General features: G+C 71.1%; 8 protein-coding genes and 1 pseudogene. 7 read left to right on the forward strand and 2 right to left on the reverse strand.

Annotation, left to right across the window (positions count from 1 at the left end; translation table 11 throughout):
• Positions 1-266 precede the first annotated feature (266 nt).
• From HDC93_RS18775 to serA, 5 genes are all read left to right on the forward strand, one after another.
• On the forward strand, positions 267-3,278 hold the full coding sequence (locus HDC93_RS18775) for an EAL domain-containing protein (protein WP_185012071.1): 3,012 nt from the start codon (positions 267-269) through the stop codon (positions 3,276-3,278).
• Between the two features lie 225 nt (positions 3,279-3,503).
• Positions 3,504-5,369 carry an acetolactate synthase large subunit gene (locus HDC93_RS18780; RefSeq protein ID WP_185012072.1) on the forward strand — a complete coding sequence of 622 codons (1,866 nt, stop codon included), beginning with the start codon at positions 3,504-3,506 and terminating at the stop codon, positions 5,367-5,369.
• Positions 5,370-5,390: 21 nt separating this feature from the next.
• Complete coding sequence (gene ilvN, locus HDC93_RS18785) at positions 5,391-5,915, forward strand: acetolactate synthase small subunit (RefSeq protein ID WP_003993148.1); 525 nt, start codon at positions 5,391-5,393, stop codon at positions 5,913-5,915.
• Positions 5,916-6,036: 121 nt separating this feature from the next.
• Complete coding sequence (gene ilvC, locus HDC93_RS18790) at positions 6,037-7,035, forward strand: ketol-acid reductoisomerase (RefSeq protein WP_030851456.1); 999 nt, start codon at positions 6,037-6,039, stop codon at positions 7,033-7,035.
• Positions 7,036-7,369: 334 nt separating this feature from the next.
• Entirely contained in the window at positions 7,370-8,959 is a 1,590-nt protein-coding gene (gene serA, locus HDC93_RS18795) for a phosphoglycerate dehydrogenase (protein ID WP_185012073.1), read from the forward strand.
• Positions 8,960-9,017: 58 nt separating this feature from the next.
• Here serA and HDC93_RS18800 read toward each other — a convergent pair.
• A pseudogene (locus HDC93_RS18800) lies at positions 9,018-9,850 on the reverse strand (MFS transporter); the annotation flags it as partial.
• A gap of 71 nt (positions 9,851-9,921) precedes the next feature.
• Here HDC93_RS18800 and HDC93_RS18805 point away from each other — a divergent pair.
• Positions 9,922-10,500, forward strand: a complete 579-nt coding sequence (locus tag HDC93_RS18805; protein WP_185012074.1) for a TetR/AcrR family transcriptional regulator — start codon at positions 9,922-9,924, stop codon at positions 10,498-10,500.
• Positions 10,501-10,587: 87 nt separating this feature from the next.
• Here the strand turns inward: HDC93_RS18805 and HDC93_RS18810 are convergent, their stop codons facing one another.
• Positions 10,588-12,207: a helix-turn-helix domain-containing protein gene (locus HDC93_RS18810; RefSeq protein WP_185012075.1), complete on the reverse strand. Its 1,620-nt coding sequence runs from the start codon at positions 12,205-12,207 to the stop codon at positions 10,588-10,590.
• 152 nt (positions 12,208-12,359) lie between these two features.
• Between HDC93_RS18810 and HDC93_RS18815 the strand changes: the two genes are divergently transcribed.
• Positions 12,360-13,286: a proline dehydrogenase family protein gene (locus HDC93_RS18815; RefSeq protein ID WP_185012076.1), complete on the forward strand. Its 927-nt coding sequence runs from the start codon at positions 12,360-12,362 to the stop codon at positions 13,284-13,286.
• Positions 13,287-13,371 lie beyond the last annotated feature (85 nt).

The following is a 13,371-nucleotide window of genomic DNA, read 5'->3' on the forward strand; positions in this document are numbered from 1 at the left end:
CAGTTCGGACTGTGAGGGGGGCGACAGGCGATGCACGGCCTATGGACGAGCGATCCGAGCGGGCGGGGCTGCCGGCGGCGACCCGGGCGGACGACCGCGGGCAGACGCGGTCAGCGCGCCGATCACGTCGGCCACCACACCCACCACGGCGAACACCACACCGAACACAGCCATCACCACCGCAGGCCGGGCAGCCGCAGAAGGCATGACCAGCCGGTCCACCAAAACCCACGGGACTGGGGAGCGGCGCTCACCGGGAGGGCCCGGTGAGCGCGCCCCCCACCCCCACGCTGGACGGAGCGCTGCGGGCACAGCCTCCGTCCCCGGGCGCGCTGCTGCCTCGCACGCCGGCCCCCGGCCACCGGCCGGGCCCGGCCCTCCGGTTCGTCCTCGCCCTGGCCTGCGCGGGATACGCCGTCGGTGCCGCGCTCGGCTGGGGTTCGTACGAAGTGGCCCTGTTCATGGGCGACTTCGGGCTGAGCGCCGCGGCCGCGACCGCCGCCGTCTCGTGCTTCCTCTACGCCCGCAGCCGCCGCACCCGCTTTCGACCCGCCTGGCTGCTGTTCGGCCTCTCCTCGGCCATGGCCTCGCTGGGCAACCTGGTCTGGGGGTGGTACGAGGTGGTCCTCGGACTGCCCGTGCCCAGCCCCAGCTACGCCGACCTGTTCTTCCTCTGCTTCGCGCCCCCCGCGATCGTCGGGCTGCTCGTGCTCGCCAAGCGGCCGGTGACCAAGGCCGGCTGGGTCTGCCTGGGGCTCGACGCCTGGCTGATCGGCGGCTCGCTGCTGACGCTGGCGTGGAGCCTCGCCCTCGCCCAGGCCGCGAAGTCGGAAGGCCCCGGCGTGGCGCACATCGCGCTGTCGCTGGCGTATCCGCTGCTCGACATCGCGCTGGTCAGCATGGTGCTCGCCCTGCACTTCAGGCGGTCCGCGGTGAACCGCTCCGCGGTCAACACCGCCATCGGCGCCCTCGCGCTGACCGTGATGTGCGACGCCCTGTTCACCTCGCCGCTCATGCACCACGACTACCGCTCCGGGCAGTTGCTCGACGCGGGCTGGTTCGCGGGCTCGCTGCTCCTGGCGTACGCCCCCTGGGCCGCGCCCCGCGCGGAGGGCGACCGGCACGGCCCCGACCGGCACGCCGGCACGGGCCGTACCCGTGTGGTGCACGAGCACGTGCCGGGGCAGCGCAGCGGCCTCAACCATCAGGCGCCCCTGCCCGGCGCCGAGCACAGCCGGTACCCGGCGGCCCGGCCCATCGCCGGCTCCCTGGCCGCTCTCACTCCGTATCTCGCGGCCGCCGTGTGCACGCTGGGGATCCTCTACAACGTCCTCAACGGCCGCAGTGTCGACCGCGTGGTCCTGCTGACCGGCGGCACGGTGGTGCTCGCGCTCGTCGTGCGCCAGGGGATCATGCTGCTCGACAACATCACCCTCACCCAGGAACTGGCGCAGAAGGAGAACCACTTCCGCTCCCTGGTACAGGGCTCCAGCGACGTCATCATGATCGCCGCGCCCAGCGGTGTCCTGAGGTACGTCTCCCCGGCCGCCGCGGGTGTGTACGGCCGCTCGGCGGAGGAGCTGGTGGGTACGGAACTGGCCAACCTCATCCACCCCGAGGACCTGGGCTGCGTCGTGCACGAGGTGCGCAGGTTCCTCGCCGCCAACCCGGTCGAGGAACCCACCACACGCATCGAGTGCCGCTTCCGCTCGGGCGACGGGGGCTGGCTGAACGTCGAGTCGACCGTCAACCGCCATCAAGGCGGCCTGATCTTCAACAGCCGCGACGTGACCGAACGGGTGCGACTGCAGGCCCAGTTGCAGCACAACGCCGAGCACGACCCGCTCACGGACCTGCCCAACCGCGCCCTGTTCACCAAGCGCGTCCAGCACGCCCTCTCGGGCCGCCGCGCCTCCGACCGGGGCGTGGCCCTGCGGAACACGGCCGTGCTGTTCATCGATCTCGACGGCTTCAAGGCCGTCAACGACACCATCGGGCACCAGGCCGGGGACGAACTGCTCGTTCAGGCCGCCCGCAGGCTCCAGGACTCCGTCCGGCACGGCGACACCGCGTCCCGGCTCGGCGGGGACGAGTTCGCGGCCCTGATCGCCGGGGACAACACCCGGGACCGGGACGCCCGGGAGCGGCACATACTGGAGCTCGCCGACCGGCTCAGGTCGACCCTGTCCCAGCCCTACCTCATCGACGGCAACGATGTCCGTGTCAACGCCTCCATCGGCGTGGCCTTCGCGGAATCCGGCCTCGGCGCGGGTGAACTGCTGCGCAACGCCGACCTGGCGATGTACCGCGCCAAGGCCGGCGGCAAGGGGCGCGTCGAGCTGTACAAGCCGCAGATGCAGCAGGACGTCGTCCGCAAGGCCGAGCTCGCCACCCGTCTGCGGGCCGCCCTGCACGACGGGGAGTTCGCCCTGCTGCACCAGCCGGTGGTGTCCCTGGAGGATGGCCGGATCACGTCGGTGTCCGCGCAGGCGCGCTGGCGCTCCTCGCAAGGGGTGCTCTTCACCCCGGCGGAGTTCTTGCGGGTGGCCGAGGACGGCGACAAGACCGCCGAGCTGGGCCGCTGGATGATCGAGGAGGCCGTCGAGCAGGCCGCCGAGCGGCACGCCACCGGGCTGTCCGTGCCGGTCGTCGTGCGGATGAGCGCCCGCAGACTGCTGGACCGCTCGATGCCGCTGGGCACGATCGAGGCGCTGCTCACACGGCACGGGCTGCCGTCCGGGTCGCTGATCATCGAGCTGTCGGACGCCGACCCCAGGGTCTCGCTGGACGAGCTGGAGCGGCGCCTGGGCGCCCTGCGGCGGGTCGGCGTACGGGTCGCGCTCGACGGGTTCGGCAGCGGCTACGCGGCGATCACGGCCCTCAGGCGCCTGCCCGTCGACGTCCTGAAGCTCGACCGCGGTCTGGTCGAGGGCGTTGTCGAGTCCGCCCGCCTGCACAAGATCACCAGCGGGCTGCTGCGCATCGCGGGCGACCTCGGGCTGAAGTCCGTGGCCGAGGGGGTGGATCTGCCCGAGCAGATCGTCGCCCTGCGCGCGATGGGCTGCACGCACGGGCAGGGCATGGCGTTCTCCGGGCCGCTCGACGAGTACCGGCTGCGCCGGGCGCTCGCCGCCGGCCACTATCCGGTGCCGAACGGGGCGGCCGAACCGGCGTTAGTGGGCGGCTCCCCGCGGGCGTACAGCTCGGGTGTGTCCGCCGTCATCGGAGGCGGTACGGCCCTGCGCTCACATAATGAGACTCCCGTCCCACCCACTTGACAGTAAGTGCGTGCCGGGGGGAGGGTCAGTGCCATGCGCACCCGAATTCTCGTACTTGGAAAGCGCGTCGGCTGACGCTGAGCCTCGACCGCTCAGCGACCCCACCCGGCGCGCTCCCCTCGCTTGCCTTATGGCACGAGGGGTTTTTTGTTGCACAGGCACCCTTCGTGCAGCAGTCGAATACCGCACAAATCTCGCAAAACACCCTCAGCATCTGAGAAGAGAATGCCGATGACCGAGCAGGCCACCGGGGCCCATCACCCGCAGCCCCGGCCCCGATCCGGAGGACACTCCGCCCCCGAGCAGGTGACGGGCGCGCAGTCCCTCATCCGCTCTCTCGAGGAGGTCGGCGCCGACACGGTATTCGGCATTCCCGGCGGTGCGATCCTCCCGGCCTACGACCCGCTGATGGACTCCACCAGGGTGCGCCACGTCCTGGTCCGGCACGAGCAGGGCGCCGGTCACGCCGCCACCGGCTACGCGCAGGCCACCGGCAAGGTCGGTGTCTGCATGGCCACCTCCGGTCCCGGCGCCACCAACCTGGTCACCCCGATCGCAGACGCGCACATGGACTCCGTGCCGCTGGTCGCGATCACCGGCCAGGTGGCGTCCAAGGCGATCGGCACAGACGCCTTCCAGGAGGCGGACATCGTCGGCATCACCATGCCGATCACCAAGCACAACTTCCTGGTCACCAAGGCCGAGGACATCCCGCGGATCATCGCCCAGGCGTTCCACATCGCCTCCACCGGCCGCCCCGGCCCGGTCCTGGTCGACATCGCCAAGGACGCCCTCCAGGCGAAGACCACCTTCTCCTGGCCGCCCACCATGGACCTGCCCGGCTACCGCCCGGTGACCAAGCCGCACGCCAAGCAGATCCGCGAGGCCGCCAAGCTGATCACCCAGGCCAAGCGGCCGGTCCTGTACGTCGGCGGCGGCGTGCTCAAGGCCAAGGCCACCGCCGAGCTGAAGGTGCTCGCCGAGCTCACCGGCGCGCCCGTCACCACCACCCTGATGGCGCTCGGAGCGTTCCCCGACAACCACCCGCAGCACCTGGGCATGCCCGGCATGCACGGCTCGGTGGCCGCCGTCACCGGCCTGCAGAAGGCCGACCTGATCGTCGCTCTCGGCGCCCGCTTCGACGACCGCGTCACCGGCAAGCTGGACAGCTTCGCGCCGTTCGCCAAGATCGTCCACGCGGACATCGACCCGGCCGAGATCGGCAAGAACCGCACCGCCGACGTGCCGATCGTCGGTGACGCCCGCGAGGTCATCGCCGACCTGATCCAGGCCGTCCAGAAGGAGCACAGCGAGGGCCAACAGGGCGAGGCCGCTGGGCCAAAGTATGCAGCCTGGTGGAAGGACCTGAGCCGCTGGCGCGACACCTACCCGCTCGGCTACGACCAGCCCGAGGACGGCTCGCTCTCCCCGCAGCAGGTCATCGAGCGCATCGGACAGCTCGCCCCCGAGGGCACGATCTTCGCGGCGGGCGTCGGCCAGCACCAGATGTGGGCCGCCCACTTCATCGAGTACGACAAGCCGGCCACCTGGCTGAACTCCGGCGGCGCCGGAACCATGGGCTACGCCGTCCCGGCCGCCATGGGCGCCAAGGCCGGAGCGCCCGAGCGGGCCGTCTGGGCGATCGACGGCGACGGCTGCTTCCAGATGACCAATCAGGAGCTCACGACCTGCGCCCTGAACAACATCCCGATCAAGGTCGCCGTCATCAACAACGGCGCCCTCGGGATGGTCCGCCAGTGGCAGACCCTCTTCTACAACCAGCGGTACTCCAACACCGTGCTGCACTCCGGTCCGGACGACGTGAACCCGCAGGCCCGCGGCACCCGCGTCCCCGACTTCGTGAAGCTGTCGGAGGCCATGGGCTGCTACGCCATCCGCTGCGAGTCCCCGGACGACCTCGACAAGGTCATCGAGGAGGCGAACTCGATCAACGACCGCCCGGTCGTCGTCGACTTCATCGTCCACGAGGACGCGATGGTCTGGCCGATGGTCGCCGCCGGCACCTCCAACGACGAGATCATGGCCGCCCGGGACGTCCGCCCCGACTTCGGCGACAACGAAGACGACTGAGCGAGAGAGACGTAAAGAATCATGTCCAAGCACACGCTCTCCGTCCTGGTGGAGAACACCCCCGGCATCCTCGCCCGGATCGCCGCTCTGTTCTCCCGCCGCGGCTTCAACATCGACTCCCTCGCGGTGGGCGTCACCGAGCACCCCGACATCTCCCGCATCACCATCGTCGTCGGCGTGGAGGACCTGCCGCTGGAGCAGGTCACCAAGCAGCTCAACAAGCTCGTCAACGTGCTGAAGATCGTCGAGCTGGAGCCGTCGCAGGCGGTGCAGCGCGAACTCGTCCTGGTGAAGGTGCGCGCCGACAACGAGACGCGCTCCCAGATCGTCGAGATCGTCCAGCTGTTCCGCGCCAAGACCGTCGACGTCTCCCCGGAGGCCGTCACCATCGAGGCCACCGGGTCCGGCGAGAAGCTGACCGCGATGCTCAAGATGCTGGAGCCGTACGGCATCAAGGAGCTCGTCCAGTCCGGCACGATCGCGATCGGCCGCGGTGCCCGATCCATCACGGACCGGTCGCTGCGCGCCCTGGACCGGTCGGCGTAAGAGCCGAAACGGGCGGTCGGCGCGCCGTCGGCCGCCCGTATTCCGAGACCATCGGACTTCCCTTCCGCCCCCCGTCATACGGTGGGACGCAACACCTGCACTCCCGAGGAGAGAACCCAAAGTGGCCGAGCTGTTCTACGACGCCGACGCCGACCTGTCCATCATCCAGGGCCGCAAGGTCGCGGTCATCGGGTACGGCAGCCAGGGCCACGCCCACGCGCTGTCGCTCCGTGACTCGGGTGTCGACGTCCGCGTCGGTCTGCACGAGGGCTCCAAGTCCAAGGCCAAGGCCGAGGAACAGGGCCTGCGCGTGGTGAGCCCGTCGGAGGCCGCCGCCGAGGCCGACGTCATCATGATCCTCGTCCCGGACCCGATCCAGGCCGAGGTCTACGAGAAGCACATCAAGGACAACCTGAAGGACGGCGACGCGCTGTTCTTCGGCCACGGCCTGAACATCCGCTACGGCTTCATCAAGCCCCCGGCCGGCGTGGACGTCTGCATGGTCGCCCCGAAGGGCCCGGGCCACCTGGTCCGCCGCCAGTACGAGGAGGGCCGCGGCGTTCCCTGCATCGCCGCCGTCGAGCAGGACGCCACGGGCAACGGTTTCGCGCTGGCCCTGTCGTACGCGAAGGGCATCGGCGGCACCCGCGCCGGCGTCATCAAGACGACCTTCACCGAGGAGACCGAGACCGACCTGTTCGGTGAGCAGGCCGTGCTCTGCGGTGGCACCGCGGCGCTGGTCAAGGCGGGCTTCGAGACCCTGACCGAGGCCGGCTACCAGCCGGAGATCGCCTACTTCGAGTGCCTGCACGAGCTGAAGCTGATCGTGGACCTCATGTACGAGGGCGGCCTGGAGAAGATGCGCTGGTCGATCTCCGAGACCGCCGAGTGGGGCGACTACGTCACCGGCCCGCGGATCATCACGGACGCCACCAAGGCCGAGATGAAGAAGGTCCTCGCCGAGATCCAGGACGGCACCTTCGCGCAGCAGTGGATGGACGAGTACCACGGCGGCCTGAAGAAGTACAACGAGTACAAGAAGCAGGACTCCGAGCACCTGCTGGAGACCACCGGCAAGGAGCTGCGCAAGCTCATGAGCTGGGTCGACGAGGAGGCGTAAGCCGCCTGCCCGGGTCATGCCGTCACCTTCCCGTCGTCCGCTCGCCGGGCAGGCGGGACGGTGACGGCATGACCCGCGGGGCCGGAGCATCCCGCTCCGGCCCCCTTCGGCGAACCGCGGGTAACGTCGGGTAGTGAGGCGTTGTCCATCCCGTCCGGCCACGGACGGGTGATCCTTCCGCAGCGGCACAAGACGACGCCCCATGCGCCACTAGACTGCTGCACACATACGCGTCAGGCCCACAGCGTCGTGCGTCTCCAACGCGGCAAGCACCCCTCCACCGCCTGCGGCCGTCGGGACGGCCGTCCGCAGCACTGGACTTGTGAGGACTCACGTGAGCTCGAAACCCGTCGTACTCATCGCTGAAGAGCTGTCGCCCGCCACCGTCGACGCCCTGGGCCCGGACTTCGAGATCCGGCACTGCAACGGCGCGGACCGCGCCGAGCTGCTCCCGGCCATCGCCGATGTGGACGCGATCCTGGTCCGCTCGGCCACCAAGGTCGACGCCGAGGCGATCGCCGCCGCGAACAAGCTGAAGGTCGTCGCACGAGCCGGCGTCGGCCTGGACAACGTGGACGTCTCCGCCGCCACCAAGGCCGGCGTGATGGTCGTCAACGCCCCGACCTCCAACATCGTGACCGCCGCCGAGCTGGCCTGCGGTCTGCTCGTCGCCACCGCCCGCCACATCCCGCAGGCCAACGCCGCGCTGAAGAACGGCGAGTGGAAGCGCAGCAAGTACACGGGCGTGGAGCTGGCCGAGAAGACCCTCGGTGTCGTCGGCCTCGGGCGCATCGGCGCGCTCGTCGCCCAGCGCATGTCCGGGTTCGGCATGAAGGTCGTCGCGTACGACCCGTACATCCAGCCCGCCCGCGCCGCGCAGATGGGCGTCAAGGTGCTGTCGCTGGACGAGCTGCTCGAGGTCTCGGACTTCATCACCGTCCACCTGCCCAAGACCCCCGAGACGGTCGGCCTGATCGGCGACGAGGCGCTGCGCAAGGTCAAGCCGAGCGTGCGGATCGTCAACGCCGCGCGCGGCGGGATCGTCGACGAGGAGGCGCTGTACTCCGCCCTGAAGGAGGGCCGGGTCGCCGGTGCCGGTCTCGACGTCTACGCGAAGGAGCCCTGCACGGACTCCCCGCTCTTCGAGTTCGACCAGGTCGTCTGCACCCCGCACCTCGGCGCCTCCACCGACGAGGCGCAGGAGAAGGCCGGTATCGCCGTCGCCCGCTCCGTGCGGCTCGCCCTCGCCGGTGAGCTCGTGCCGGACGCGGTGAACGTGCAGGGCGGCGTCATCGCCGAGGACGTCAAGCCGGGCCTGCCGCTCGCCGAGCGGCTGGGCCGGATCTTCACCGCGCTCGCCGGTGAGGTCGCCGTCCGTCTCGACGTCGAGGTCTACGGCGAGATCACCCAGCACGACGTGAAGGTGCTGGAGCTGTCCGCGCTCAAGGGTGTGTTCGAGGACGTCGTCGACGAGACGGTGTCGTACGTCAACGCTCCGCTGTTCGCGCAGGAGCGCGGCGTCGAGGTGCGTCTGACCACCAGCTCCGAGGCGACCGAGCACCGCAACGTCGTCACGGTGCGCGGCACCCTCGCCGACGGCGAGGAGGTGTCGGTGTCCGGCACGCTGGCCGGCCCGAAGCACCTCCAGAAGATCGTCGCCGTCGGTGACTACGACGTGGACCTGGCGCTCGCCGACCACATGATCGTGCTGAAGTACGAGGACCGCCCCGGTGTCGTCGGCACGGTGGGCCGCATCCTCGGCGAGGCGGGCCTGAACATCGCCGGCATGCAGGTGTCGCGGGCGGTGGCCGGTGGCGAGGCGCTGGCAGTGCTGACCGTGGACGACACGGTGACCGCGACCGTGCTGGCCGAGGTGGCCGCGGAGATCGGGGCGACCTCGGCTCGCTCCGTCAACCTGGCCTGACATCCCGGGGGGGGGCTAGCCCCCCCGGGAACCCCGTTCACCCTGAACGGGCTCGTCCTCACACGCCGGACGGGCTGAGCTGATCAGCCTGTCCGGCGTTTTCGCGTACCCGCACCCGCCGCAGGGTCATCGCCGCGGCTGCCGCCGCACCCGCCAGCAGCACCGCGCCCGTGACCGCCGCCGCGTGCATGCCGCCGGTGAAGGCCTCGCGTGCCACCGCCGCCAGGGCGTCCCCCGCGCGCCCCGGGAGCCGGTCGGCACGGCCAGGGCGCCGCCCAGGGTCTCGCGGGCCGCGGCGGGTGCCGCGTCCGGGATCTCGTGGCGGTAGACGGCCGTGCCGATGGAGCCGAGGAACGCCATGCTCAGCGCGCCGCCCAACTCCGTGCCGCTCTCCAGCAGGGACGACGCCGCGCCCGCCTTCTCCACCGGCGCCGAGCTCAGCGCCAGGTCGGCCACCTGGGACATGACGGTGACGATGCCGCAGGCCAGCACGGCGCACGCGGTCAGCAGCAGCCACAGGGAGTCGGTGCCGGCCAGGGCCAGCATCACGTAGCCGCACGACGAGACCGCGAAGCCTCCGCAGACGACAGACCCGCGGGGAACGCCCCGCTGCACGAGATGGGCGCCGACCGGGGCCGCGAGTCCGATGGGCACCGACGGCAGCAGGCTCCACAGCGCCGCCTCCAGGGGGCTGTTGCCCAGGACCGACTGGATGTACTGGGTCGTGAAATAGGCCGAGCCCATCATGCCGAAGGCGGCCACGAGGTTGAGGACGACGGCCGGGCTGAAGCCGCGGCCCCGGAACAGCTGAGGCGAGATCAGCGGGGAGGCCGCCGTGCGCTGGCGGTGGACGAACAGCGCGGCGAAGAGCAGACCGACGGTCACTGACATCGCGCATCAAACGCTTGTCTAGTACGTCTGTTTAATACGCTCGTCTGGATCCCGGGATAAGGTGATGTGCCATGGGACACCGTGAGGATCTGCTCGAGGGCGCCAAGCGCTGCCTGCTGGCGAAGGGCTTCCTGCGCACCACCGCGCGCGACATCGTCAAGGAGTCGGGCACCAACCTGGCGTCGATCGGCTACCACTACGGCTCGAAGGACGCGCTGCTCGCGCAGGCGTACGTCGAGATGGTGGAGGGCATGTCCGACGCGTTCGAGGGGGGTGGTGAACTGCGGGGCGAGCCGGGATCGTTGGAGCGGTTCGCGGAGGTGTGGGCGAACATCATCGGGACCATGCGCGATCCCGGGTCCATGTGGCGGCTCAGCCTGGAGATCGTGGCCATGGGGGACCAGCTGCCGGAGGTGCGGGACCATCTGGCCCGGGCCCAACGGGAGGCAGCGCGCGGCATCGTGACGCTCTTCCACGGTGGCCCCGAGGAAGACGTGACGGGCGAGCAGGTGGACACCCTCGGGTACTTCTACCTGACCCTGATGATGGGCCTCATGGCGCAGTGGACCTTCGACCCGAAGAGCGCCCCGGAGGCCGGGCAGCTCGCCGCCGGGCTGCGCCGGGTGATCGAGGCCGCCGAGGGGAAGTGACGCGTCCCCCTCACCCGGGGGCGTCGACGGCCGAATCGATGGCGGGCTTGCCCAGGTCGAGCAGCATGAGCATGGGCGGGCCCGTCCTCACAGTCGGTGAGCCTTCAGGGCCATGTGCAGCAACAGCCGGTCTTCTCCGTCGTCCAGGGCGAGTCCGGTGAGCTTCTCGATGCGGGACAGCCGGTAGTAGAGGGTCTGGCGGTGGATGCCCAGCTCGGCGGCGGCCCGGGCGGCCTGCCCGGCGCAGTCGAGGAAGACTTCGGCGGTCCGGGCGAGTTCGTGGTGGACCGGGGCGAGCAGCGTGCGGGCGACGGGGTCGTGGGCGACCTCCGGGGGCAGGGCCGTGAGCAGCCGGAACGGCCCGATCGACGCCCACTGCGCGACCGGCCCGAACCGCGCCTCGGCCAGTGCCGCCCGGGCGGCCGCCGACGCCTCTGCCCAGGCGGTCGCCAGGTCGGCGAGACCGGAGCGGGGGGTGGCGACACCGGCGGCGGGGCCGGAGCGGGGGGTGGCGACACCGGCGGCGGGGCCGGAGCGGGGGGTGGTGGCACCGGCCGCGGGGCTGGAACGGGGGGTGGTGGCACCAGCGCCGGCGCCGGAGCCGGCTGCGCCTGTTCCGCTCGCCGTGCTTGCTCTGCTTGCTCCGCCTGTTCCGCTCGCCGTGCTTGCCGTGCTCGCCGTGCCCGTTGCATCCGCCGTGCCCGTGGAGGATCCATCCGTGCCGCCGGTGGCGTCTGCGCCCCGGCCGCTGCCGCCCGCTCCCCGGGAAGCGGCGCTCGGCGGACCGCTGCCGCCGGCTCCCCGGGAAGCGGCGCTCGGCGGACCGCTGCCGCCGGCTCCCCGGGAAGCGGCGCTCGGCGGACCGCTGCCGCCGGCCCCCCGCGCAGCCGCGCTTCCCGCGCCGCTTGCCCCTCGCACCCGCTCCAGCAGCCGCCCCGCCGCCGTGGTCGCCGGGGTGAGGACGTCCGGGGAGCGCAGGCGGATCAGGAGCGCCAGGCACTGGGCCGTCGCACCCCACGGCAGCGTGCACAGGGCCGTCGCGCCGGGGACCGCGCGGACCGACGGGGCGTCGTCCGGATCCGCCGAGGGCCAGGGGGCGACGCACATCAGGGCGTGGAGGCCGTCGGCGCGGGGGCCGAGGGCCGTGCGGAGCTCGGCGACGGCCATGTCGCTCTGCCAGCCGCGCTCGGCCGTGAGGACCGCTCTCAGTTCGCGGCTGAGGTCGGCGCCGTGCTGGGCCTCGTCCGCGAGCAGGGCGCCGACGCGGGCCGTGACCCCCATGGCGGCGGTGAGCTGGCGTTCGCTCGGGCCGGGATCGTCGTCCAGGAGCCAGATGTAGCCGTGCACCACACCCCGGTGGCGGACGGGGAGACAGATCCGGCCGCGGTAGACGCCGGCCTCCGGTGTCGGGGGGATGCGGACCGGGCCCGTCGCCCGGGTGATGCCGAAGCCCTCGAACCACGCCCGGACCGCCGCCGTCGAGCGGCGGGTGAGGATCGAGCGGGTGCGCACCGGGTCCAGGGCCGACGGATCGAGGTCGCCCTCGCTGTCGTAGGCACCGAAGGCGATCAGCTCGAAGTCCCGGTTCTCCAGGGTCGCGGGCGCGCCGAGCAGCTCCGAGATCTCGTCGACCAGCTCCTCGTAGTCGCCCCTGTGTTCCGACGTCACCCGGGCATTGTCGCGCACTTTGCGGACCCCTTCATACATCTGTCTGAGATCTGCGGCACGGATGCGTGACAGCTGTCGATGGCCGACGATCGGAGGGATCCTTAGGTTTCACGGTGGTTCTCCGTGCCGTACCCGACGCGCCATCCGCGAGGGGTCCGGCCTTCACGTTGCTTGTGCTCTGGAGGTGCCCCGTGCTGGGTCCCGTGATTCTCGCCGCGTCCCGCAGCGACCGGATGCGACGCCTGATCTCGGCGGCACCGGTGACCAAGCAGGTCGTCGACCGCTTCATCCCGGGCGAGGACGTCGACGACATCGTCCCCGTCGTCCGGGAGCTCGCCGGTCACGGCCTCGAACTGACGATGGACGTCGTCGGCGAGGACATCACCAGCCCCGCGCAGGCCGCCGCCGCCCGGGACGCCTACCTGGAGCTCGTCGACCGTCTCAAGCCGCTGGAGCTCGGCACCCGCGCCGAGATGTCGGTGAAGCTGTCGATGTTCGGTCAGGCGCTGGAGGGCGGCCACGAGCTGGCCCTGAGCAACGTCCGCCCGGTCGTCGAGGCCGCCGCCGAGATCGGCACCACGGTCACGCTGGACGCCGAGGACCACACCACCCTCGACTCGATGTTCGCCATCCACGAGGAGCTGCGGAAGGACTTCCCGCAGACCGGCTGCGTCATCCAGGCCTACCTGTTCCGCACCGAGGCCGACGCCCGCCGCCTCGCCGAGAACGGCAGCCGGGTCCGGCTGGTCAAGGGCGCGTACAAGGAGCCCGCGTCAGTGGCGTACCAGGACAAACACGAGATCGACCGGGCATACGTCCGTGTTCTGCGCACGTTGATGGCGGGGGAGGGGTACCCGATGATCGGGTCCCACGACCCGCGCCTGATCGCGATCGGCCAGGAGCTCGCCCACCAGGCCGGGCGAAAGCTCGACGAGTACGAGTTCCAGATGCTGTACGGCATCCGCACCGACGAGCACCTGCGGCTGGCCGCCGAGGGCCACCGGATGCGCGTGTACACCGCGTACGGCACCGACTGGTACGGCTACTTCATGCGCCGTCTCGCGGAGAAGCCGGCCAACCTGCGCTTCTTCGCCCGTTCGATGCTCACCAAGGGCTGACAGCCCTTCGAGGGCCGAGAGCCCTGCGAGGGGCCGAGAGCCCGTCAAGGGCCGAGACCGAATCACCGCTCAGTAAGGAGTTACG

It is taken from the genome of Streptomyces sp. AK010 (genome assembly GCF_014207295.1).
Taxonomy (GTDB): Bacteria; Actinomycetota; Actinomycetes; order Streptomycetales; family Streptomycetaceae; genus Streptomyces; species Streptomyces massasporeus.